Raw genomic sequence first — 20,862 nt, forward strand, 5'->3', positions numbered from 1 at the left:
GATGGTTTATGCGCGAACGCACCAAGGCACCGGCTTGAACCGCCGGGAATGCCGAAAATGGTCATGCGTCCCCCAACGGCAGGGTTCTGCCTGAAGAAAAAAAGGGAGGAAGTTCATGCCGATGGTCACCGTTTCCCTCTCTCCGCAACAGGCAGCGGGCATCCGTGCCGCCGTCGACACGGGTGGTTACGCCTCGAGCAGTGAGGTCGTCCGCGAAGCGCTTCGCCTCTGGGATACCGCCCGCAAGCTCGGCGAAATCAAGGCAGATCTCCTCGACGACGAGAGCGTCGCCTCCGGCGGCAGATGCGTCGCCGACATGTTCGCCGATCACGAGGCGCAGCGCCGTCGCTCCGCCTGAACAAGCGCCTGATTGCGCTCGGGAATTCGAATTCACGCGGGAGCGTGGCGGGGATCCGCGTCTTTCACAAAACTTTCATATTGGCGAAAGGGTTCGTTGATCCTTCTGCGGCAGGTTTCTGAGCAAGAAGAACAAGTCGCAGTGGAGATCGGCCCACAATGAAGACTGCAATATCCTTGGCTGGCGCCGTCGAGCCGGGCGTGCTCCGCCGTTATGCGAGCGATCAGATGGTAACCCTTGCCAAGCTCGTGGTCGAGAACGCCTTCCAGCCGATCGTCGAAGCCGGCACCGGTACGGTTTTCGGTTACGAGTCCCTTATGCGCGGCCAGGAACGCATCGGCTACGACACGCCGGCCGACATTCTCGACCAGGCGCATCGGACCGGCCAGCTGCTGCAGCTCGAACAGATGGTCGCCAGCCGTGCGCTCGCCAAGTTCGCGACGTTGTCCAATTTCTCCACCTCGACCCTGTTCCTCAATCTCGACGTCCGGCTGATCCGTGATGGCGAGCGCCTGGTCGAGAGCCTCCTGCAACATTTGCGAACCGCGAATATTCCGCCGTCCTCCATCTGTTTCGAATTCTCCGAACGTTTCGACAATACCAGCGTGCCGGAATTCGCCGCCCTGGTTTCCACGCTGCGCAAGGCCGGCTTCAAGCTGGCGATCGACGATTTCGGCGTCGGTCACGGCGAGATGAAACTGCTTTGCGATCATGCCGTGGATTATCTGAAGATTGACCGCCATTTCGTAGCGGAGATCGACCGCAGCCCGCGCAAGCGCCATCTGCTGAAGAGCATCGTCAACATCGCCCACGTGCTCGGAACGCGCGTCATCGCCGAAGGCATCGAGACCGAAGCCGAATTCATCGCCTGCCGCGAATATGGTGTCGATCTCGTCCAGGGCTGGTTCATTTCCCGGCCGACGACGCATATGTCGGAGCTGGCCCCATCCTTTCCGCATCTGCAGGAGCTCGGGAAGAGCAAGCGCGGCAGCCAGTCGCTCGACGAAATCCTCATCCGCAAGCAGATCGAGCTCTTGCCGACGGTCTACGAAAGCGACAGCATCGACAGCGTCTTCGAACTTTTCCGCCGCAATCCGCGCCAGGCCTTTTTTCCCGTCCTCAACGCTAATGACGAGCCGCGCGGCATTATTCATGAGCATCACCTCAAGGAATATATTTATCAGCCCTTCGGCCGCGACCTCCTGAAGAACAAGATGTACGAGCGCTCAATTTCGCATTTCGTCGAGATGGCGCCGATCGTCGGCCTCCACAGTGATGCCGAACAGCTGATGGCGATCTTCGCCAATATGGAAGGCAGCAACTGCCTGATCCTGACCGACAATATGCGTTATGCCGGGGTCGTTTCCGCCGCATCGTTGATCAAGGTCATCAATGAGAAACAGCTGAAGACTGCCCAGGACCAGAACCCTCTGACTGGCCTGCCGGGCAACCACGCCATCCGTGATTTCATGCGCCAGTCCGGCCGCGACGGCGATGAGGTCCGGCATTTCTGCTATTGCGACTTCGACAATTTCAAGCCTTTCAACGACGCCTACGGCTTCCATCTCGGTGACCATGCGATCTCGCTGTTTGCCGCGCTGATGCGCCGCTATTTCTTCGCCGAGCGCCATTTCCTCGGCCATGTCGGCGGCGACGATTTCTTCATCGGCGTCGTCGGCTGGACCAAGGAGGAGCTGACCGAGATCCTCGACCGGCTGATCAGCGATTTCCACGACGACGTGCTCGATCTTTATTCCGACGAGCACCGCGCCGCCGGGCGCGTCCTCGGCCACGACCGCACCGGCGCCGAGGCCCTGTTCCCGCTGATGCGCTGCTCGATCGGCGTTCTCGAGCTGCCGGAAGGCCTCGTCATCCACGATATCAACCGCGTCAGCGCCGAAATTGCCGTCATCAAGTCGGCCGCCAAGGAGAGTGAGGAGGGCCTCGCCTTCCATTTCCTGGGCGAGGCGAATTGACGCCCTTGCCGCTTCTAGCCTTCCCAAGCCGGCCGGGCTGATCTATTCCGAACCTCCGGGATCAGGAGGGCCGCGCCATGTCACTGCCTCAGGAAATGCGTTTCGTCGATCTCAATTCCTTCGGCGGGCCTGATGTGATGGTGATCGGCAAGCGTCCGCTGCCGAAGGCCGGCGAAGGCGAGGTCCTCGTGCGCGCCGAGGCGATCGGCGTCAACCGTCCCGATATTGCCCAGCGTCAGGGCAGCTATCCTCCACCCAAGGACGCGAGCCCGATTCTCGGGCTGGAGCTGGCAGGCGAAATCGTCGCCGTCGGCCCGGGTGTCGTAGGTCACGCGGTCGGCGACAAGGTCTGCGGGCTTGCCAATGGCGGCGCCTATGCCGAATATTGCCTGCTGCCGGCAGGGCAGGTTCTGCCCTTTCCCAAGGGCTATGATGCGGTCAAGGCGGCGGCCCTTCCAGAAATCTTCTTCACTGTCTGGGCCAATCTCTTCCAGATGGCCGGGCTGACCGAAGGCGAAAGCGTGCTGATCCATGGCGGCACGAGCGGTATCGGCACGACCGCGATCCAGCTTGCCCGCGCCTTCGGCGCCGAGGTCTACGCCACGGCAGGCTCGAAGGAAAAATGCGAGGCCTGCGAAAGGCTCGGCGCCAAACGAGCCATCAACTATAGGGACGAGGATTTCGCCGCGGTGATCAAGGCCGAGACTGGTCACGGCGTCGATGTCATCCTCGATATGATCGGCGCCGCCTATTTCGAGCGCAACATCGCCTCGCTTGCAAAGGACGGCTGCCTGTCGATCATCGCCTTCCTGGGCGGGGCCGTCGCCGAAAAGGTCAATCTCTCGCCGATCATGGTCAAGCGTCTGACGGTCACCGGCTCCACCATGCGCCCGCGCACGGCCGAGGAAAAACGAGCCATCCGCGACGATCTGCTCTCGGAGGTCTGGCCGCTGCTCGAAGCGGGCACCGTCGCCCCCGTCATTCACAAGGTCTTCGCCTTCGAAGAAGTCGTTGAGGCGCACCGGCTGCTGGAGGACGGCAGCCATGTCGGCAAGGTCATGCTCACCGTTTGAGGTCAGCTTCGGGCCAGCATTCGTGGGCAAGGTGAAGCTGACCTTGGCTGTCTGTGAGTCTCTGGGGTCGTTGAACAGTTGTCTGATCGAAACCCGGCCCCGAAACTGCGCATCATGATGTGGCGTTGCTTGCGCGTTGTACGGTCCCTACGAGGAATACAATGGCTCTATTCCACGCCTGCCCCATCTGCCGCAGCAGAATCCCGCATTTCGTACCGCTTCCGTGCTATTACATCGACAAGGCGGTTGAGCACGGCTTTCCCTATCGCATCGATGAATTCGAGACGATCAATCATCAGGCCTATAGCTGCCCCAATTGTCATTCGACCGATCGCGACAGGCTCTACGCGCTGTTTCTGACGCCGGTGTTCCAGCGGCTCGACCAGGCAAAGGCGGTGCGCTTCCTGGACATTGCGCCGGGCCGGGCATTGAGCTTCTGGCTCAAGAGCCACCCGCATGTCTTCTACCGCAGCTGCGACATGCATATGCCGGAGGCAGACGACAAGGCTGATATCCATAACCTGCCATATGCCGATGAGAGCTTCGACTTCGTGCTTTGCTCTCATGTGCTTGAACATGTCGACGATCCGGTGCGAGCCACCGCAGAAATCAGGCGTGTTCTCAAGCAGGACAGCGTGGCTATCCTGATGGCGCCGATCTGCCTGTCGATCGAAGACACCTATGAAAATCCCGAGGTGACGACACCGGAAGGCCGCTGGGCGCATTTCGGCCAGGACGACCATGTGCGCATCTTCTCAAGGTCCGGCTTCATCGAAGTGATCCGGCGCGCCGGTTTGGCGGTCCAGCAGATTCCGGTCACCGACTTCCTGACGCTAGACGTCTGCGATACCTATGGCATCGGCCGCGGCTCCGTTCTCTATCTCGGCGTCAAGCAGGAGGCCATCCAGCAGGAGCCGGAACCAGAGCGCAACGTCGCCTGAGAACCAGGAAATCATTCAGTGGTGAAAAGGCGCCCCGAGGCCGAGGCGCCTTTTCAATTTCACCTGTCTAGTCGATCAGCTTGGGGCAGGAGCGCTCGACACCGTCATCTCCGCCCGCGAGACCGAGACGCTGAAGCGCTATCGCCACGAGCTCGAAAACGCCGGCGACCTGGCCGCGCGTGTCGGGGGCCTGGCTGCGATCCGCACCCGCGAAGGTTATATGGCCGACAGCTGGTAGAAGGCGGACGGCTCCTTCATGCTGGTTGAAAATCACTGTCCGATCTGCGGCGGCCACCGCCTGCGCCGGCTTCTGCCGCTCCGAACTCGAAACCTTCCGCGCCGTGCTCGGCGCCGACGTCGAGCGCAGCGAACATATCCTCACCGGCGCCCGCCGCTGCGCCTATCGCATCACGGCGCGGTAAGCCTTGGCGATTGAAGCGGGCGTGTGCCCTGTGCCCCACTCAGGCCGGCTGCCGCGCCTGCCGCCTGCTGCTTTCCAGATGGAGCAACGCTCCGATCGCCGCGAGACCCGCGCCGGCGCCGACGAAGGCGGTGCCGGAATAATCGGTCAGCGATGTGCCGAAGGCGAAGAGCCCGGCGGCGATGCCGGTGCCGATGAAGGTATTGAGCGAGAGCAGGGAGGTTCCGAGCCCTGGCCGGTCGGCGATCAGGTCCTGCAGATAGGTGATCGGGACGCTGAGGATTGCCGCCGCCCCGCAGGCATTGACGAGCAGCAGCGCATAGATGTGCCAGGGCGCGGAAGCAAATCCGAGCAGCAGCAGGTAGGCGCAGTAGATGAGCGCGCCGAAGGCGAGCACATGCGCGGTGCGGAAGCGCCGCTGCGCCATGCCCCACATCATCATGAACGGCATTTCGAGAAGGGCCGTCAGCCCGGCGATGAATCCGACATCGGCGACGTTTCCGCCCGCCGCACGTGTGATGATCAGCGGCAGAAGCATGCCGTTCAGCCGCTGCAGCGCGAAGAGCAACGACATGATCATGACGCGGATCAGCACCTTCGGCATGAAGATCCGTTTCAGCGAAGCGAGGAAACCCACCGGATCGGTAGCAGGGCCGGCGCTGCCGTTGCCGGGGGCGAAGAAGAAATACAGGCAGAAGCAGGTGCAACTGGCGAGTGCCGCGATGCCATAGGCCGGCGTCATCGATGGCGAATTGACCAGATAAAGGCCGATCAGCCCCGGCGCCAGCGCCCAAGAGCCGGAAAACAACGCCCGCACCGTCGCCGTCACCGCTGCGCCCTCGCCACGCTCCATCTGGTTGGTCCTGGCGCGAAGGCTGGCGAAGAGCAGCGAATAGGTGGAGCCGCTCATCGGCACCAGCAGCAGCGTCGAAAAGATAAAGATTGCCGGGCTGTGAATGATCGCGATCGACCCGAAGCCGAGCATGCCGGCGACCGAAAGCCCCAGCACCAGCGGCCGGCGCTCCTTCAGTCTGTCCGACCAGATGCCGAGCGTCAGACTCGTCGCAACGTTGACGATCGCCGAGAAGAACACCAGCGCCGAATAGGCGCCGTTGCTTAAGCCCAGTTCGTTGATCCCGATGATCGACTGGTAAGGCACGGTCGAGGCATAGGTAAAGGCAAGCGCGACGAGCGTTACGGCGGGAATGCGGATCCTGTTGTCGCGCAGGATGAGGGAGAAGCTGGATGGCATGGGGGCGGTTCCTGATGCACCACTCTTAGCCGGATCGCACACGCCGGAGAAACGATAGTTTTCGATCGCATGCGTCAGCTTCTGTGATGGGTATCGGCATGACGTGATGGCCGTCCGACGGAGCTGCCAGGTCGAGCTCCGGCTGGTTCCAGGCTCAAGGCCTGGAATGACGGAGGATAGGGGGTCGACCGACAGAAAGCGCGACTGCCCTGCGGAGCATTCGTGCTACACTTTTTACTCCGCCGTACGTCGAGCATTTGCCGGAGAAGCCCACCCCGCACTCCGTCCTGCTCGGGCTGGACCCGAGCATCCACGCTGGCCCGATCTGTGACGGCCATCGATACCAGGCTCAAGGCCTGAGATGAGGAAATCTGTAGGTCGCTTCGGTGCAAATGCGCCATGCCCCGGCCGGTTGACTCTACCCATCTTCTGCTCTTAGTGCTCGCCAGGGTTGATAGTGGCGGTGTGCTGCGGAAAATTGTCGTCGAAAGGCAACAAGCGCGGAAGCCTCCCCACTCTCTCTTACCATCCGGCTTGCTCGGCCCGATGCCAGCATCCATGTTGATTTTCATCGGCCATGGATCCCAGGGTCGAAGCCTGGGATGATGGAATGTGAGGGAAAGTCTCTGCCAAACATCGTCGGCGCCGCCGTCAGCAGGAGCCCGCGCAGCCACAAAACAGGCCACCCCGTTGGCTTTCGCGCCCCGACGCGTTATGCCTGCCGCATCCCGCCAGCATTCGGATGAGAGCCCATGACCAATCCCGTCACCGTCGAAGTTACCCGCGGCCTGCTCGTCGAAAGCCGTCATCGTGGCGCGGTGGCGGTCGTCGATGGCGACGGCAAGCTTGTCTTCTCGCTCGGCGACATCGACGCCGCCGTCTTCCCACGCTCGGCCTGCAAGGCGATGCAGGCGCTGCCGCTCGTCGAGAGCGGTGCGGCCGATGCCTATGGCTTCAGTGATAAGGAGCTGGCGCTCGCCTGCGCCTCGCATAGTGGCGAGGACGAACATGTGGCGCTTGCCGCCTCGATGCTGTCGCGTGCCGGCCGCAATGCCGAAGCGCTGGAATGCGGCGCCCACTGGTCGATGAATCAGAAAGTCCTGATCCATCAGGCCCGCACGCTCGCCGCACCGACGGCGCTGCACAACAATTGCTCGGGGAAGCACGCCGGTTTCATCTGCGCCTGCTGCCACCACGATATCGACCCGAAGGGTTATGTCGGCTACGAGCACCCGCTGCAGGTCGAGATCCGAGCAGTGATGGAAAGCCTGACCGGCGCCGTGCTCGGCGCCGAGAGCTGCGGCACCGACGGCTGCTCCATCCCGACCTATGCCGTGCCTTTGCGCAGCCTGGCCCACGGCTTTGCCAAAATGGCGACCGGCATCGGCCTGGAACCCTTGCGCGCCAAAGCATCCCGCCGCCTGATCGAGGCCTGCATGGCCGAGCCCTTCTATGTCGCCGGCTCCGGCCGCGCCTGCACGAAACTGATGCAGATCGCTCCCGGTCGCATCTTCGTCAAGACAGGCGCCGAGGGTGTCTTCTGCGCCGCAATCCCGGAAAAGGGCGTCGCCATCGCGCTCAAATGCGAGGATGGCGCCACTCGCGCCGCCGAGGCCATGGTGGCGGCCACACTCGCCCGCTTCTTCGAGACGGAAGAGACGGTGCATGCCGCGCTGATGGGCTTTGCCGCAACCGCGATGCGCAATTGGAACGGCATCCATGTCGGCGATATCAGCGCGACCTCCGTCTTCTCGGCATGATGCCGAAAACTGCGCACGGTTTTCGCACGCCATCGAGCCCTGACTTTTCTGCGCAGGGTTACGCTGCAGCGATCGTGCCGTTGAGATCGCGATAGGGCTTCAGCCGCTCGGCCGGCATCTCGGCCGGCACGATCAGTCCCGCCACCTCGGCAATGCCGAGCACCGGGCAGGGCGAGACCAGATCGAATTTCTCCTCCGTCAGCAGCACATGCGTTTCGGCCGCGCAGCGGGCGATATGCCGCTTGATCGCCGCTTCCTCGAAATCGCCGGTGGAGAGCCCGTGCACGGGATGGGCGGCGGTGACGCCGAGGAAGAACAGGTCGGGGCGCAGCTGCGAAATCGCCGCCATCGCCGCGGCCCCCACCGCCACCATCGAATGTTTGTAGAGCCGACCGCCGGCCAGGATCACCTCGACCGTGGGATGGTGCTCGAGCTCGGCAGCGATCGTCGGACTGTGGGTGGCGACCGTCAGCGCCATGTCGCGCGGCAAATGCCGGGCGATTTCGGCGGTCGTCGTGCCGCCGTCGAGGAAGATCATCTGCCCCGGCCTGACCATCGCGGCCGCCGCGGCTCCGAGCCGCGACTTGATTTCGGACGAGACGCTGCGCCGCGCCGTGAAATCCGGCAGCTCCGGTGCCAGCGGCATCGCACCGCCATGCACGCGTTTCAAGAGTCCCTCCGCCGCCATTTCCCTGAGGTCCCGCCGGATCGTGTCTTCCGAAAGCGAAAAATCCTCGGCGACACGCTTGGCGATCACTTGGCCGTCGCGGCGCAAGATGTCGAGAATCAAGGTCTTGCGCTGCGTCGTCAGCATTGTGTCTCCGCACGAAAGTTCACGAGATGGCATGGTATTCCACGAAATGACTCGACATTCAAGAAATATCGTGCATTTTCGGGAAATCCCGTGCATGAAGCCGGGAGTGCTCACGCAAAAGCGGAGCGATGGAGTGGACCATGTTGATATTGATTGCCGGGCCTTATCGGTCCGGAACGGGCGACGACCCCGAAAGAATGGCCGCCAACCTGAAGCGGCTGGAAGAACCCTCTCACGCCTTGTTCAAGGCCGGCCATGTACCGATGATCGGCGAGTGGGTGGCCCTGCCGATCTGGCATGCCGCCGGCGGCAGATCGGTCGGTGACGCGCTCTACGAGGAAATCTTCCATCCAGTCGCCGGCCGGCTGCTGCAGCTCTGCGAGGGCGTGCTGCGTCTGCCCGGCGATTCCAAGGGCGCCGACAACGACGTGCGCATCGCCAGAGAACGCGGCATCCCGGTCTGGCACCGGCTGGAAGACGTGCCGGGCTGCGGGTGAGTGGGGTTGCCCCTCACCTTGTCCCTCTCCCGTTCTGACGGGGAGAGCCGGTGGGGGACGGAGAGGGTGCGGCATATCCCTTCTCCCCGTCAAAACGGGGAGAAGGTGGCGGCAGCCGGATGAGGGGCGGCGGCAAGGCAGGGCGGCAATTGCCCACGAACCGCCATCTCCCTGGTTCCTGCGCACTAATCCGCGCGCTATAAGACGTGCCGAAACGGAGTCGAGAGCCATGCTGACATTATACTACGCGTCCGGAACCTGTGCGCTTGCAAGCCTGATCGCCCTGGAAGAATCCGGCCTTGCCTTCGAAACGCAAAAGCTCAGCTTCCGTGATGGCGAGCAGCGTTCGCCGGACTATCTGAAGATCAATCCGAAGGGAAGGGTGCCGGCGCTCGTCACCGAGCGCGGCGTGCTGACGGAAACGCCGGCCATCCTCGGCTTCATCGCCGAAAGCGCCCCGGCCGCGAAGCTCGCGCCGCTCGGCGATGCCTTCGAAATGGCGCGGCTGCAATCCTTCAACAGCTATCTCTGCTCGACCGTGCATGTGAACCATGCCCATCGCCCGCGTGGCTCCCGCTGGGCCGACGAGCCGGCGGCACTCGAGGCGATGAAGGCCAAGGTACCGCAGAATATGGCCGATTGCTTCACACTGATCGAAGAGAAGATGTTCGAAGGCCCGTGGGTGATGGGAGAGACCTATTCGCTTGCCGATCCCTATCTCTTTGTCATGACCGACTGGCTGCCATCCGACGGCGTCGATCCCGCCCGCTTTGCAAAGGTCAGCGACCATCACGCCCGCATGCTGCAGCGCCCCGCCGTCCAGCGGGCGCTGGTCTATGACCGGGGCTGATCCGCCCTGAGATGTTAAAACCCGTCTGTGATGCGGGGCCGGTCGTAGCCGCCCCTGCACTCACGCTGACGTCTGCCAGGGGTCGATTACGGATACACCGGTGTCGCGGAAATCGCCGACATTGCGAGTGACGACGATGAGATCGTGGACCATCGCCGTCGCAGCGATCAGTCCATCAATGTCGCCGCGCGGCCGGATTGCTGCGATGCGGCCCCATTCCACGGCAATCTGATCGGTCACCGGAAGGATACGGCTGCCATGGTCGTGGCGCAGCTTGCGCAGCCACTCGGCTAAGTGGGTCGCGGCCTTCGGATCCGACCTCTGTTTGAGGGCAATGCCGCGCATGATCTCGCCGAGCGTCAACGCGCTCAGATGGATGCTCAGCGGATCGACGGAGCGCAGCCAGGAAACCGCCTGCGGCGTGCCGCGTCGCGCCTCAGAGACGATATTTGTATCCACGAGATACATCAGAAGGTCACGCCGCGGCTAGGGCTCTTGGCCCTCGCTTCGACTGCATCGGCGAACTCGTCATCCCAGGCAGGACCGCCCAATAGGTCATCAACCAGGGTCGGTCTGCCGGCGCGAAGGGCGTCGTAATCGCCGGCGGACAATACGACAGCCGCGCGCTCACCGCGCAAGGTGACCACTTGCGGTCCTTCGTCTCGCGCCTTCTGCACCACTTTCGAGAACTGGTTCTTCGCGTCCTGCAATTGCCATTCCATAAAACTGCTCCTGGCTAGACTGTCTAGCTATATAAGAGTGGAAACGCGGCAGGTCAATGAGGGTGTTCTCGGCTGGCCGATCATCAGCCGCCGGCGCCCTGGTATTTGCCGGTGGCGTAGCGCCAGTGGGCGATGGCGATGAGCACCCATACCGGGCCGGCGGCGAGCGCCACCGGCCCGGCCCAATCGCCGAGGATCGGGATCGGTTTGCCGAGCAGCGTGCCGACCGGGACTGAGCTGGTCAGCGCCAGCGGGACAGCGGTGATCAGGGTCAGCTGGATGCTGCCGGGAAAGATGTTGAGCGGATAACGCGTCAGTTCCCAGAAGCCGAAGAAGATCGAGAACAGGTGGTTCGAGCGTACCCACATCAGCGCCGTCGCGCCGATCATGGTGATCATCGCAGCGGTCAGCAGCGTCGCGCTCGCGATCGCGGCAAGCAGGAACGCCACGGACGGGGCCGTCCAGATGAAGTCGACCGATAGGACGGCCCAGCAGAGCAGCGGCACTGCCAGGATGATGTGACCGGCATAGCCGATATTGAGGCCCGAAAAGACGAGATAGGCCCAGGGGCTGAACGGCTTGACGAGCAGCGTGTCATAGGTGCCGAGCCGTACCAGTTCTTCGAGATCGCGCAATTGCACGAAGCTCATCGCCGCACCGAGCGAATAGGCGAGCAGCTGGAAGCTGAAGAGCAGCGCCAGCTCCGGCCAGGTCCAGCCGCCGAGCGTCTGGAAGCGGGCAAGCAGGATGCCGATGGTGGCAAAGACGCTGCCATAGGAAAGGATCTGCGCAAGCCGGTCGAGCCAGAAGGCGCCGCGATATTCCATTTGTGAGCGCACATGCATGCGCACCAGAAGCGGAATGACGCGGAGGTGATGGAAGAGCACGATCAGCCTCCCTGCACGGTTATGCGGCGCGAGGCCAGGCGCCATAGCCAGAGCACGCCCATAAGGAACAGTCCGGCCCAGCCGAGACCGAGGCCGAGATGCAGCCAGGTATCGGCGACGGAAAGCCTCCCGAGATAGACCGCATTGGGATAATAGACGACCCAGGCGAAGGGCAAGTGGCGGGCGATCGTCGCTAAGGGCTCGGGGAAGAACCAGAAGGGCACCAGCAGGCCGGAGAACAGATGCAGCAGGGCGCCGAGAATCCAGTCAAGCGAGAAGCTCGTCATCAGCCAGAAGGCGATCAGCCCGAACAGCGCCGACATCAGGAAGATCAGCACGAAGGACAGCGCCCAAAAGACCGCGAACATCAGGCCGTGAAACAAGCTTGCCGGCGCCAGCATGCCGTAGATCAAGGCGGTGAAGGCGACGGTCGGGATGACCTGCGTCGCCAGGCGATAGGAAAAGCTGCCGCATTCGTTGGCGAAGAGATAGAGCGGATAGGAGAGCGGCTTCAGCAGCCAGACGGCGATATCGCCTGATTTGAGTGAGCGCCCGATCTCGCCGATGACCCTTTCCGGGCGGGTGGCGCCCATCACAGCGCCGCCGAGCAGGGCATAGGTCACCATCTGCTGCAGCGAGACGCCGTCGACGACGGTCGCGCCGACGCCGCCATAGACCGCGAGCCAGATGGCGACCCGGGCGACGACTTGCACCAGCTTGCCGAAAATGTTGGCCCAGACCTCGTTGCGATAGGCGAGCTGCGCGTGGAAAGCGCTGCGCGTGAAGGCCAGATAAGCGCTCATGGTGTGGGCGCCTGGGCATTGCGGGTGAAGGCGAGATAGGTGCTCATGAGGCCCGGGCCCTGGTGTTGCGGCCCTGGTAGAAGGTGCGGATGACCTCTTCGATGTCGGGCTCGTGCAGCGCTACATCCTTGAGGTCGCGGTCGCTGCCGACCTCCGAAAGGATACTCACCAGCGACACGTCCTCGCGCTTGATCAGATATTCCTTGCGCAGGCCCTCATCGCTGACGAGCGACGCCGTGCTGAGCCGCAAGGGGCCGGGGTCGCTGGCAAATTCCAGCGTCAGCCGCCGGGCCGAGCCGAGGGCGGCGCGCAGGCTGCGCAATTCGCCGTCGAAGATCAGCCTGGAGTGATCGACCATGATCAGCCGCGGACAGATCGTCTCGATGTCCTGCAGGTCATGGGTGGTGAGGATGATGGTGACCCCGCGTTCGCGGTTGATCTCCGCGAGGAAGCGGCGCACCGCATCCTTGGCGACCACGTCGAGCCCGATCGTCGGTTCATCGAGAAAGAGGATCTTCGGATCGTGCAGCAGCGACATGACGATCTCGGCGCGCATGCGCTGGCCAAGGCTGAGCTGGCGCACCGCCCGGTCGAGGAAGGGCGAGAGGTCGAGCAGCTCGCTGAAGTGGCGCAGATTTTCCGCATAGCGAGAAGCCGGGATATCATAGATGCGCTGGTGCAGGGTAAAACTGTCGATCAGCGGAAGGTCCCACCACAGCTGGCTGCGCTGTCCGAACACGACGCCGATCTCGCGGGCATTGTCCATACGGGAGAGATGCGGCGTGCGGCCGAGCACCGAAAGCGTGCCTGAACTCGGCACAAGGATGCCGGTCATCATCTTGATCATCGTCGATTTGCCGGCGCCGTTCGGGCCGAGATAGCCGACGGCCTCGCCGGCCGCAATATCGAAGCTGATATCGGAAACGGCCTGAACCTCGGTATATTCGCTGGTCACCAGCGTCTTGAAGGCGCCGACGAGACCCGGAAATCTCTTGTGCTGCCGGAAGCGCTTGCTGACGCCCCGTGCTTCGATCAAAGCCGGCATGTCTATTCCCTTGGATATGAAGCGAGCCGACTCGGGCGGCGATGGGCTTGAGAACGCAGGCTAATGCGAAGTGGGATTCGTTCAAGCTGAAGTTGCGTTTCGATCGATCACTTCGGCGTGGTGTCGCCACGACCTTGACCGATCTCCGCCTGCGCTACATTGAAGGCATGGACAAGATCCACGCCTTGCTCATCGTTGCCGCGGCCATTGCGATCATCTTCCTCGCAGGCCGATGGAAACCTCGGATGCCGATCACCATATGGGCTTCGGCAATCTCCGTCCGCGCCGCAAGAGGCAGGGCGGCGATGATGATACACAAGAAGAATGAGGCGCCTGATCAAAGGCTCTCTTCGATCAGGCGCTTCCGCAGAGGTCGGCATCAGCTCGCTTGGCGTTCGGAACGCTGACTGAGGATTGCCGATGCGTGTATCGGCATCGGCCGTTCGACGCGCCGGTAGACGCTGCCGTCGCGCGTTCGGCTCATCAGTCCGAGCTCGCAGAGTTCCCGACGCAGCAATGCGTGATCTCCAAACAGGTGCCTGTCGCGAAGAAGAGCATTGACCTCCTTCTCGGACATCTCCGTGGTCGAGGGAATCTGCGACCACAGAAGCCAAAGCGCCGTGATCTGATCCATGCGCCGCGAGGGCCAGCGCACCAGGCGGAGCTCTTCGTCGAAGCTGCGCTGAACGCGATCGATATGCTTCCGGTCGATCTCGACATTGGCGGCAGGCGCCGATGCCGGTAGCTGCCCCTCGCTCTCTGCGGGACCGGCTTTTGCACGCAGGCTCTGGAAATTGCCGTAGCCGGCAGCCCGTGCCAGCATGTTCAAGAATTGGAGGTGAGATGGAAGCCCTTCGTGGGCGGAGAGCTGGAGGCGCAGCGACTTGGCAAATGAGGACGCATCGCTCACCTGGAGAGGAATGAGTTTTCTGGACATGACCTATCCTTTGGTCGTGCCGTTCCGGATGGATTACCGGTGATCGCCCTTCCGACATGGCACGGGATCGATGTCCATATCTCGGTTATTGTCAGGTTTAGCGTGTTCCGAAGAACGGCGATGCCTGGGTGAACTGCAGACCCGACGCAGCAATTATCATCGGGCCCTCGATATTTCAACAGTCTTCCAGTTCGCTGGCTGCGGCAGAGGGCCCGGCGTTCCCGGCAAAGTCGGCAGCGCTAAGCGGAACCGGCCGGGTGCCGTCGACATCGGCGATGCCGAATTCCCGCGCCAATGCCGCGGCGATCAGCACGCGCCCGGATTTCGACATGAGCAGCGGGTCGCGCCACAACCCGCCAATGACATGGCCGATGAACTGAGGTGATTCTGAATTGCTCATGTCGAAATGCTCGGCGTTCTCAAGAACGGCTTCGGTGCGGACGAGCCCCGGATAAAGCGCAACGGCGGCGACACTGTGAGGGCGCAGCTCATGGGCGAAGTCTGCGGCCATCTTGTCGGCGGCGGCCTTGGCGATGCCATAGACCGCATTGCCATCGTAGAGCTGGGCGGCCCAGAAGGAGATGTTGACGATGAGGCCGCGTCGCGCCGAGATCATCAACGGAGCGACGGCGCGCGACATCATGAAAGCGCCCCTGAGCGCGGTGCCAATCATCGCCTCCCACCGCCATACCGGCTGCTCCCAAAATGGCCTGGGCCAAGTGAATTCACCGTCTTCCACCATACGTTCGTAGCCCGGCCATGCATTGTTCACCAGAATATCCAGCCTGCCGCCGGCCCGGATCGCTTCGGCCACCCGCTCGCTGTCGGCGTCGCTAGCGTGATCGCATCGATGGACGGAAAGGCGCCCCGGCAGTTTGGCCGCTTCAAACTCGAGCCCCTCGAGCGATCCCGCCGATCCCGCTTGCATTGCCTCCGCCTCGAAACGCGTCCTGCCGGTCACATGAACGGTGACGCCTTCGGCAAGCAGAGCAAGGGCAATGCCGCGCCCTATGCCGCGGCTCCCGCCGGTGACCAAAGCGACGACGTCTTTCATAGTGGGCTCTCCCTGATGAACTGGCGATCAACGCGGCATAAGCGCATATTGGCAGAGAGGCTTCTGCCGGGCGATTGCTTTTTGCGAGTCGCGGACCTTCTGTGCCGGCGTCTCTTCTCCACAGCCGCAGGTTTCAGCATGTCGATTATGACGGGAACAAACAAGGCGGTTCAGATGTTAGATGCAACTGGAATCCGGCGAGTTGTTCGACATGGCCAAATTTGCTCGGGGAGATCACGATACCTGGAATTCGGAGGCCGGGCAGGTCTCCGGCCATAGGGAAGACGCTTTGAAATAGGTCGTAGGACAATAAGATGAATCCGAAAAGCACCCTGAGTATTGCCGGTCATCCGATCCACCCGATGTTGATCCCGTTCCCGATCGCTGCCTTCGTCGGCACGCTGGTCGTCGACATCGTCTACGCCAGATCAGGCGATCCTGCCTGGGCAGATGCGACCAACTGGATGCTCGGCGCCGGCCTTGTCATGGCGGCGCTGGCGGCTGTTGCCGGATTGACCGACTTTCTCGGCGACAGCCGCATTCGCGACCTGCGCGACGCCTGGTTCCATATGATCGGCAACGTCGTCCTCGTCCTGATCGAGGCCTTCAACCTCTGGCGGCGGATGGCCGAAGGCGGCGACTTCATCGTGCCGACCGGATTGGTGCTGTCTCTGGTCGCAACCGCCCTTCTTCTGTTCAACGGCTGGAAGGGCTGGGAAATGGTCTATCGCCACCGCGTCGGCGTCAGCGAGGATCCGGGCAATCCGACGAGATAATGAACGGCATGCTTCAACGGCAGCATGCCCGCCTCGTCCTTCGAGGCCCCTGCGGGGCACCTCAGGATAAGGCTCTCGGAGCGCTTCGGTTCGGAACCACCAACGCCTCCAATTGGCTGCGGCCCCCTCCAACGCTCCTCATGCTGAGGCACGCAGCCCAAAGGGCGAAGCCTCGAAGGACGCCCTTCAGCGCTGCTTCCTGCATTCACCACCGGAGCGCTCGCCTCGTCCAATTCAGCAAATGTGCGGCAGCGGTGCTCACGCGCATTTCGCCAGCTGCGGCCTGGCCTCGGCATGAAAACCGGTCTCCGCTCCCAGCGGCAGATCGGCGATTTCGCGCAGCGACATGCGTTGGACCTCGGGATGCCGCAACGGGTCATCCTTCCAGGCCGGGTCGATCTGCGACCGCGCGGCAGACTTAAAGAAAAACTTCAGCCACGACATGGCAAACCTCGCATTTTCCAGCGGCGCGGAAAGATGATCACCCGGCGGCTGGTGCCGAACAAGCTCTCCCGCGCATCGTGCCATCACTGGCCGAGCGGGGATTCTGTATGCCTGCAATGTCTGCCTGCGCCGGTGCTTTTTCAATTGAGATTACTGCGGTACCGTTATAGAAAAACTATATGAAGAACCTGAATAGCGTCCATCTCAACGGTCTGCGGGCGCTGGAGGCTGTTGGTCGTCTCGGCTCGTTGCAGGCGGCGGCAGACGAGCTCGGCGTCTCGGTCGGCGCCGTCAGCCAGCAGGTGATCAAGGCCGAAGCGCAGTTGGGGCAAGTGATCTTCGAGCGCACCGCCCGGGGCATGATCGCTACCGAAGCCGGCCGGCCGGTGCTTGCAGCGCTCGACGAAGGCTTTGCCCGTCTTTCGCAGGCAGTCTCGATCGCAAGCCGCAAGGACGATACGATCCTGACCATTTCGGTGGCGCCGGTCTTCGCCGCCCGCTGGCTCGTCCATCGGCTTCATCGGTTCGCCGAACGTTACCCCGACATCAAGCTGCGGCTGGATGCAACGACCAATCTCGTCAATCCCGCGATCTCAGACGTCGACATTGGCATCCGCGTCGGCGCCGGCAAATGGCCCGATGTGAAGGCCGAGCTGCTGCTGGAGCAGGAGGTCTTTCCCGTTTGTTCGCCCGAGATGGCGGCGAACCTGAAACAGCCCGCCGACATCCTCGCTTTGCCTGCCATCATCGATGGCCTTGCCATGTTCAGCTGGGAAGTCTGGATGCGCGAGGCCGGGCTGTCGGGCGCGACACTGTCGACGCGCCACGTCTTCAACGACGCTTCGCTCTGCCTAGATGCGGCGATCGCCGGCCAGGGCGTCATGCTCGCTTGGCAGACGCTTGCCGCCTTCGCGCTGGCCGAAGGCCGGCTGGCGGCACCCTTCGGCATTCGCGCGAAAACCGGCTTCGGCCATTATTTTGTGACGGCCGAAGGCGCGCGCGAACCGAAGAAGGTCAAGGATTTCAAGGCCTGGATCCGCGAGGAAATGGCCGGCACGCTGGCGCTTTTCCAGTAGGCCTTAGACTTCGATCGGCTCCTTGCCGCGCGCCGCCTGCATCGCCTTGTAGGCCGGGCGGGACTGGCAGCGTTCGATCCAGGCCTTGATGTTCGGATGCATGTCGAAAAGGTCCGTCTCGCTCTGGGCATAGCGCAGCACCTCGGCGATGTTGAGATCGGCGACGGTGAAGCGCTCGCCGACGATCCACTGACGGCCGGCGAGATGGCTTTCGAGCGCCACAAATGGCCGGCGCAGCCCGTAGCAGGCGGCGGCGATCGTCTGCTTGCCGTCCTCGCTGTTTTCAAGCCCGTTGTCATAGGTCAGCACGATGCGCACCGAATGCGGCTCGACTTGCGAAGCCGCCCAGATCGTCCACATCGTCAGCAATCCGTCTTCCTCGACGGTTTGGCCGGAAAGCGGCCCGCCATGCTTGCGCGCGAGGTAGAGGTTGATTGCCAGCGACTCGTGCATGACGAGATCGCCGTCGCGAATGCTGGGGATCTGGGCCATCGGGTTGAGGGCTGCGAATTCAGGCGAATGCGTGTTGAGCGGCGCCTCTTCGGCGAGCGGGTCGGCGAGCCGCCTGGCCTGCAGCACCGGCACGGAGCGGAATTCGAGCCCGAGCTCCTCCGCCATCCAGTAGACGCGCGAAGCGCGCGATCGATAGACTCCATAGATTGTCAGCATGACGATACCCCCTCGATCTGTCGCAGAAAAGGTAAACACCGGATCACCCCTGGAAAAGTCCTCGCCGCTGATGGGATGATGAAAGCTTTTGATCTGGCGAGCGCCTTCCCGGCGGCAGATCGAGCACAATTGCCTGACAGGGGGAACAATGAAAGGGCCGGCGGGTTGGACCCAGTGATTGGCGCCGTCGAGGCGTCGAATGCGATGACCCGCGTGCGCAGCGCGCACTAGGCAAAGGAGGAACACATGACGGGCAAGAAGACACATGAACAACAGCTTCGTGTCATCGAGAAACGCGAGAAAGCCGCAAATGCCGGCGAGGATTTCGACGCCAAGGCGGATCTGCAACGCAATGCGCAGGCAAAGGAGGCCTATCGGAAAGGCGATCTGAAGGCCGATCCGGACCCTCACAATGACGATCGGGTCATCATGCGTGGCCGCAATCAGGAGAGCGAGCATAAAAAGGGGGAGCGGTCGTCCCTGACGGTGAAGGAGCCCCGATTAGGAAGGAGCCCCGATCAGGAAAGGAGAGTTTCATGACCTTGACATTGATCAGCAAGGCTTTTGCCCAGGATCAGCCGATCCCGAAGAAATATGCGCGAGCCGGCGAGAACCTCTTTCCGCCGCTTGCCTGGAGCGGTGCTCCCGCCGGGACCCGGAGCTTCGCTCTGGTGGTCGAGGATCCGGATGCTCCCCACGGCACGTTCCGTCACTGCGGCATTGCCAATATCCCGGCGCAGTGGAGCGCCCTTGCCGAAAGCGTCGATACGGCGCCGGAGCAAGCCCCCCGCTTCTACAAGAACGATTTCGGGAATGCCCGATACGACGGTCCGCAGCCGCCGGCGGGCGATCGCCCGCATCACTACATCTTCCGCCTGGCGGCCCTCGACGTGCCGAAGCTTTCTACTCCGGATGCCGCCGGCATCAGCGCGATGTGGGCGGAGGCAAGGAAACATGCATTGGCGGAAGCGACCGTCACCGGCACCTATCAGACGCAATGACCAGAGGCGGAGCCGCCTGTCATGAAATACGGTTCCGTTCCACGGTGAGTTGCCTATAGGGTGAGCCGCCGCCCGCCATCTCGCCGGAGACCTGTTTGTCCCATTCGAAGCCGAGGACGGCCCCTTCGGCCGTCTCCTGGAAGACGTTGTCGGTGATGACGGCGGTGCCGGCGCCTTCGGCGACCGAGACGGCGCATCCTACAGGCGCCTTGCGTACCACGTTGCCGCTGACGACGACATTTCTGAGATAGGGCCCCCAGCCGATCTGCAGGCCCCAGCGCGGCGCGCCCTCGATCACATTGCCAGACACCAGCGTATCGGCCTCCGCCGCGATGCCGATGCCGAAGCCGACCTCGTGGGTGTAGGGACCTTTCAGTGTCAGGTTGCGCACGACATTGCCGGTGACGCTTGCGAGCCTGCCGCCTTCGTCGAAATTGGCGATCGAGATGCCGTTCGCTGCCCCGTCGATCACGTTGGCGGAAACGACCGCGCCTTCGAAGGCGAACTCGACATAGATCGCCGTCTCGCCGGAGCGCCGGCACTGGTTGCTGGTGATCTGGATGTCTGAGGCCGAATTGGCGCGGATAGCGGTAAAGGCGCAGTCGGAAATCTGGTTGTTCACCACCATCACCCCATCGGCGCGAAAGACATTGATGCCGTTGCCGTTCTGGCCGGTGCCGCCGTCATTGGCTCGGATGTTGGAAATCCGGTTGCCGGAGACGACCGTGCCGTCCTCCGCCTTCTTCCAACGATGCACGAGAATGCCACCATTGCCGCAATCCGAGACCGTATTTGCCACGATCGAAAGATTGGCGGAATCGACAGCGTAGAGGCCGGACTGGGCGGCGCCCGAAATGCGGCTGCGTTCGATCCGCCCGCCACAGCGCTCCAGCTGCAGGCCGTGTTTGCGGCTGCCGCCGATCTCGCAATTGTCGATCAGCACCTCGTCGACGCCGGTAAATTGCAGAAGCCCGCCGGCGTAGTCGCCGAGCCAGCGGTTGCCGCCGTCGATGACGAGATTGGAAAGCTCGATGCGCCTGATGTTTTCGGCCGCAAACAGATGGCCGTCGCCGGTATAGACGATCCGGGAGGCGCCGGGCACGCCTGAGATGCGGGTATTGTCGGGCAGGCTGAGGTTGGAGATCTTATAGGTGCCGGGCGGCAGGAAGACCGGCACGTTCTCGGCCGCCGCCTGTCTGATCATCTGCTCCAGGTTGCGGATCTTGCGGTCCCCAATTTCGGGAACGGCGCGATATTCCACCGCGTCGATCGTACCGCGGAGATCCGGCTGGCTGGCAGCCGTCAGCGGCGAGGCAAGCGTGCGCGATGTCCCGCCCGCAAGCGCGGAGGCGCCGAGAAAGAGAAGCATGTCGCGGCGAAAAGGCATTCCGGGCTCTCCTGTCATGAAGCGCCCGTAGCAGAAAATGTGCCAGCCCGCCTGTCTTCTTTTGGCACAGGCCCGTCACATCAATCCGAAATTCTTGCTGCGACAGGGACCGATGGCAG

General features: G+C 62.6%; 21 protein-coding genes and 3 pseudogenes. 12 read left to right on the forward strand and 12 right to left on the reverse strand.

Annotation, left to right across the window (positions count from 1 at the left end):
• Positions 1 to 115 precede the first annotated feature (115 nt).
• The 5 genes and pseudogenes from NXC14_RS05900 to NXC14_RS33300 all read left to right on the forward strand — a co-directional run.
• Entirely contained in the window at positions 116 to 358 is a 243-nt protein-coding gene (locus NXC14_RS05900; RefSeq protein WP_064801122.1) for a type II toxin-antitoxin system ParD family antitoxin, read from the forward strand.
• A gap of 118 nt (positions 359 to 476) precedes the next feature.
• Positions 477 to 2,334 (forward strand): annotated as a pseudogene (locus NXC14_RS05905) (EAL domain-containing protein).
• 77 nt (positions 2,335 to 2,411) lie between these two features.
• A complete protein-coding gene (locus tag NXC14_RS05910; protein ID WP_085777367.1) occupies positions 2,412 to 3,407 on the forward strand; it encodes an NAD(P)H-quinone oxidoreductase in 996 nt (331 codons plus the stop codon).
• Between the two features lie 161 nt (positions 3,408 to 3,568).
• Positions 3,569 to 4,348, forward strand: coding sequence for a class I SAM-dependent methyltransferase (locus NXC14_RS05915; protein ID WP_085777368.1), 780 nt, complete (start codon positions 3,569 to 3,571; stop codon positions 4,346 to 4,348).
• Between the two features lie 67 nt (positions 4,349 to 4,415).
• A pseudogene (locus NXC14_RS33300) lies at positions 4,416 to 4,770 on the forward strand (MarR family transcriptional regulator); the annotation flags it as partial.
• Positions 4,771 to 4,809: 39 nt separating this feature from the next.
• On the opposite strand, the gene NXC14_RS05925 reads toward NXC14_RS33300, so the two are convergent.
• On the reverse strand, positions 4,810 to 6,021 hold the full coding sequence (locus NXC14_RS05925) for an MFS transporter (protein WP_085777369.1): 1,212 nt from the start codon (positions 6,019 to 6,021) through the stop codon (positions 4,810 to 4,812).
• A gap of 752 nt (positions 6,022 to 6,773) precedes the next feature.
• Here NXC14_RS05925 and NXC14_RS05930 point away from each other — a divergent pair.
• Positions 6,774 to 7,781, forward strand: a complete 1,008-nt coding sequence (locus NXC14_RS05930) for an asparaginase (RefSeq protein ID WP_085777370.1) — start codon at positions 6,774 to 6,776, stop codon at positions 7,779 to 7,781.
• 58 nt (positions 7,782 to 7,839) lie between these two features.
• Here the strand turns inward: NXC14_RS05930 and NXC14_RS05935 are convergent, their stop codons facing one another.
• Positions 7,840 to 8,595, reverse strand: coding sequence for a DeoR/GlpR family DNA-binding transcription regulator (locus NXC14_RS05935; protein ID WP_085777371.1), 756 nt, complete (start codon positions 8,593 to 8,595; stop codon positions 7,840 to 7,842).
• A 140-nt stretch (positions 8,596 to 8,735) separates the two neighbouring features.
• Between NXC14_RS05935 and NXC14_RS05940 the strand changes: the two genes are divergently transcribed.
• Entirely contained in the window at positions 8,736 to 9,092 is a 357-nt protein-coding gene (locus NXC14_RS05940; RefSeq protein WP_085780004.1) for a DUF4406 domain-containing protein, read from the forward strand.
• A gap of 229 nt (positions 9,093 to 9,321) precedes the next feature.
• Entirely contained in the window at positions 9,322 to 9,942 is a 621-nt protein-coding gene (locus NXC14_RS05945; RefSeq protein ID WP_085777372.1) for a glutathione S-transferase family protein, read from the forward strand.
• A 60-nt stretch (positions 9,943 to 10,002) separates the two neighbouring features.
• On the opposite strand, the gene NXC14_RS05950 is transcribed toward NXC14_RS05945, so the two are convergent.
• The 7 genes from NXC14_RS05950 to NXC14_RS05985 form a co-directional block, all read right to left on the reverse strand.
• On the reverse strand, positions 10,003 to 10,410 hold the full coding sequence (locus NXC14_RS05950; protein WP_085777373.1) for a type II toxin-antitoxin system VapC family toxin: 408 nt from the start codon (positions 10,408 to 10,410) through the stop codon (positions 10,003 to 10,005).
• A complete protein-coding gene (locus tag NXC14_RS05955) occupies positions 10,410 to 10,664 on the reverse strand; it encodes a type II toxin-antitoxin system Phd/YefM family antitoxin (RefSeq protein ID WP_085777374.1) in 255 nt (84 codons plus the stop codon). Before NXC14_RS05955 ends, NXC14_RS05950 begins: the two co-directional genes overlap by 1 nt.
• Before the next feature lie 83 nt (positions 10,665 to 10,747).
• Positions 10,748 to 11,551 (reverse strand): ABC-2 family transporter protein, encoded by an 804-nt coding sequence (locus tag NXC14_RS05960; RefSeq protein ID WP_157131378.1) that lies wholly within the window; start codon positions 11,549 to 11,551, stop codon positions 10,748 to 10,750.
• A 2-nt stretch (positions 11,552 to 11,553) separates the two neighbouring features.
• Positions 11,554 to 12,354 carry an ABC-2 family transporter protein gene (locus NXC14_RS05965; RefSeq protein ID WP_085777376.1) on the reverse strand — a complete coding sequence of 267 codons (801 nt, stop codon included), beginning with the start codon at positions 12,352 to 12,354 and terminating at the stop codon, positions 11,554 to 11,556.
• 43 nt (positions 12,355 to 12,397) lie between these two features.
• A complete protein-coding gene (locus NXC14_RS05970; protein WP_085777377.1) occupies positions 12,398 to 13,399 on the reverse strand; it encodes an ATP-binding cassette domain-containing protein in 1,002 nt (333 codons plus the stop codon).
• 379 nt (positions 13,400 to 13,778) lie between these two features.
• Positions 13,779 to 14,336 carry a DUF2087 domain-containing protein gene (locus tag NXC14_RS05980; RefSeq protein ID WP_085777379.1) on the reverse strand — a complete coding sequence of 186 codons (558 nt, stop codon included), beginning with the start codon at positions 14,334 to 14,336 and terminating at the stop codon, positions 13,779 to 13,781.
• Between the two features lie 175 nt (positions 14,337 to 14,511).
• Positions 14,512 to 15,390 carry an SDR family NAD(P)-dependent oxidoreductase gene (locus NXC14_RS05985; protein WP_085777380.1) on the reverse strand — a complete coding sequence of 293 codons (879 nt, stop codon included), beginning with the start codon at positions 15,388 to 15,390 and terminating at the stop codon, positions 14,512 to 14,514.
• A 314-nt stretch (positions 15,391 to 15,704) separates the two neighbouring features.
• Between NXC14_RS05985 and NXC14_RS05990 the strand changes: the two genes are divergently transcribed.
• Positions 15,705 to 16,166, forward strand: coding sequence for a DUF2231 domain-containing protein (locus NXC14_RS05990; protein WP_085777381.1), 462 nt, complete (start codon positions 15,705 to 15,707; stop codon positions 16,164 to 16,166).
• A 258-nt stretch (positions 16,167 to 16,424) separates the two neighbouring features.
• Here the strand turns inward: NXC14_RS05990 and NXC14_RS05995 are convergent, their stop codons facing one another.
• A complete protein-coding gene (locus NXC14_RS05995; protein ID WP_085777382.1) occupies positions 16,425 to 16,610 on the reverse strand; it encodes a hypothetical protein in 186 nt (61 codons plus the stop codon).
• Between the two features lie 179 nt (positions 16,611 to 16,789).
• On the opposite strand from NXC14_RS05995, the gene NXC14_RS06000 reads away from it, so the two are divergent.
• Positions 16,790 to 17,686, forward strand: coding sequence for a LysR substrate-binding domain-containing protein (locus NXC14_RS06000; protein ID WP_085777383.1), 897 nt, complete (start codon positions 16,790 to 16,792; stop codon positions 17,684 to 17,686).
• A gap of 3 nt (positions 17,687 to 17,689) precedes the next feature.
• Here the strand turns inward: NXC14_RS06000 and NXC14_RS06005 are convergent, their stop codons facing one another.
• Positions 17,690 to 18,355 (reverse strand): glutathione S-transferase family protein, encoded by a 666-nt coding sequence (locus tag NXC14_RS06005; protein WP_085777384.1) that lies wholly within the window; start codon positions 18,353 to 18,355, stop codon positions 17,690 to 17,692.
• Between the two features lie 246 nt (positions 18,356 to 18,601).
• On the opposite strand from NXC14_RS06005, the pseudogene NXC14_RS06010 reads away from it, so the two are divergent.
• Positions 18,602 to 18,823 (forward strand): annotated as a pseudogene (locus tag NXC14_RS06010) (hypothetical protein); the annotation flags it as partial.
• Between the two features lie 68 nt (positions 18,824 to 18,891).
• The gene (locus NXC14_RS06015) at positions 18,892 to 19,356 is read left to right on the forward strand and encodes a YbhB/YbcL family Raf kinase inhibitor-like protein (protein ID WP_085777386.1); all 465 of its coding nucleotides are present in this window, start codon (positions 18,892 to 18,894) and stop codon (positions 19,354 to 19,356) included.
• A gap of 19 nt (positions 19,357 to 19,375) precedes the next feature.
• On the opposite strand, the gene NXC14_RS06020 is transcribed toward NXC14_RS06015, so the two are convergent.
• A complete protein-coding gene (locus NXC14_RS06020) occupies positions 19,376 to 20,743 on the reverse strand; it encodes a TIGR03808 family TAT-translocated repetitive protein (RefSeq protein ID WP_085777387.1) in 1,368 nt (455 codons plus the stop codon).
• Positions 20,744 to 20,862: the final 119 nt, after the last annotated feature.

The sequence above is a fragment of the Rhizobium sp. NXC14 genome, from assembly GCF_002117485.1.
Taxonomy (GTDB): Bacteria; Pseudomonadota; Alphaproteobacteria; order Rhizobiales; family Rhizobiaceae; genus Rhizobium.

Bases quoted from the DNA above. Each gene is read 5' to 3' on its own strand.
- NXC14_RS06005 (WP_085777384.1), bottom strand. From the start codon at position 18,355: ATGCTGACAATCTATGGAGTCTATCGATCGCGCGCTTCGCGCGTCTAC.
- NXC14_RS05930 (WP_085777370.1), top strand. From the start codon at position 6,774: ATGACCAATCCCGTCACCGTCGAAGTTACCCGCGGCCTGCTCGTCGAA.
- NXC14_RS05965 (WP_085777376.1), bottom strand. From the start codon at position 12,354: ATGAGCGCTTATCTGGCCTTCACGCGCAGCGCTTTCCACGCGCAGCTC.
- NXC14_RS06000 (WP_085777383.1), top strand. From the start codon at position 16,790: ATGAAGAACCTGAATAGCGTCCATCTCAACGGTCTGCGGGCGCTGGAG.
- NXC14_RS05940 (WP_085780004.1), top strand. From the start codon at position 8,736: ATGTTGATATTGATTGCCGGGCCTTATCGGTCCGGAACGGGCGACGAC.
- NXC14_RS05995 (WP_085777382.1), bottom strand. From the start codon at position 16,610: ATGTCGTGGCTGAAGTTTTTCTTTAAGTCTGCCGCGCGGTCGCAGATC.
- NXC14_RS05955 (WP_085777374.1), bottom strand. From the start codon at position 10,664: ATGGAATGGCAATTGCAGGACGCGAAGAACCAGTTCTCGAAAGTGGTG.
- NXC14_RS06015 (WP_085777386.1), top strand. From the start codon at position 18,892: ATGACCTTGACATTGATCAGCAAGGCTTTTGCCCAGGATCAGCCGATC.
- NXC14_RS05915 (WP_085777368.1), top strand. From the start codon at position 3,569: ATGGCTCTATTCCACGCCTGCCCCATCTGCCGCAGCAGAATCCCGCAT.
- NXC14_RS05990 (WP_085777381.1), top strand. From the start codon at position 15,705: ATGAATCCGAAAAGCACCCTGAGTATTGCCGGTCATCCGATCCACCCG.
- NXC14_RS05910 (WP_085777367.1), top strand. From the start codon at position 2,412: ATGTCACTGCCTCAGGAAATGCGTTTCGTCGATCTCAATTCCTTCGGC.
- NXC14_RS05950 (WP_085777373.1), bottom strand. From the start codon at position 10,410: ATGTATCTCGTGGATACAAATATCGTCTCTGAGGCGCGACGCGGCACG.
- NXC14_RS05970 (WP_085777377.1), bottom strand. From the start codon at position 13,399: ATGCCGGCTTTGATCGAAGCACGGGGCGTCAGCAAGCGCTTCCGGCAG.
- NXC14_RS06020 (WP_085777387.1), bottom strand. From the start codon at position 20,743: ATGCCTTTTCGCCGCGACATGCTTCTCTTTCTCGGCGCCTCCGCGCTT.
- NXC14_RS05935 (WP_085777371.1), bottom strand. From the start codon at position 8,595: ATGCTGACGACGCAGCGCAAGACCTTGATTCTCGACATCTTGCGCCGC.
- NXC14_RS05980 (WP_085777379.1), bottom strand. From the start codon at position 14,336: ATGTCCAGAAAACTCATTCCTCTCCAGGTGAGCGATGCGTCCTCATTT.
- NXC14_RS05900 (WP_064801122.1), top strand. From the start codon at position 116: ATGCCGATGGTCACCGTTTCCCTCTCTCCGCAACAGGCAGCGGGCATC.
- NXC14_RS05985 (WP_085777380.1), bottom strand. From the start codon at position 15,390: ATGAAAGACGTCGTCGCTTTGGTCACCGGCGGGAGCCGCGGCATAGGG.
- NXC14_RS05925 (WP_085777369.1), bottom strand. From the start codon at position 6,021: ATGCCATCCAGCTTCTCCCTCATCCTGCGCGACAACAGGATCCGCATT.
- NXC14_RS05945 (WP_085777372.1), top strand. From the start codon at position 9,322: ATGCTGACATTATACTACGCGTCCGGAACCTGTGCGCTTGCAAGCCTG.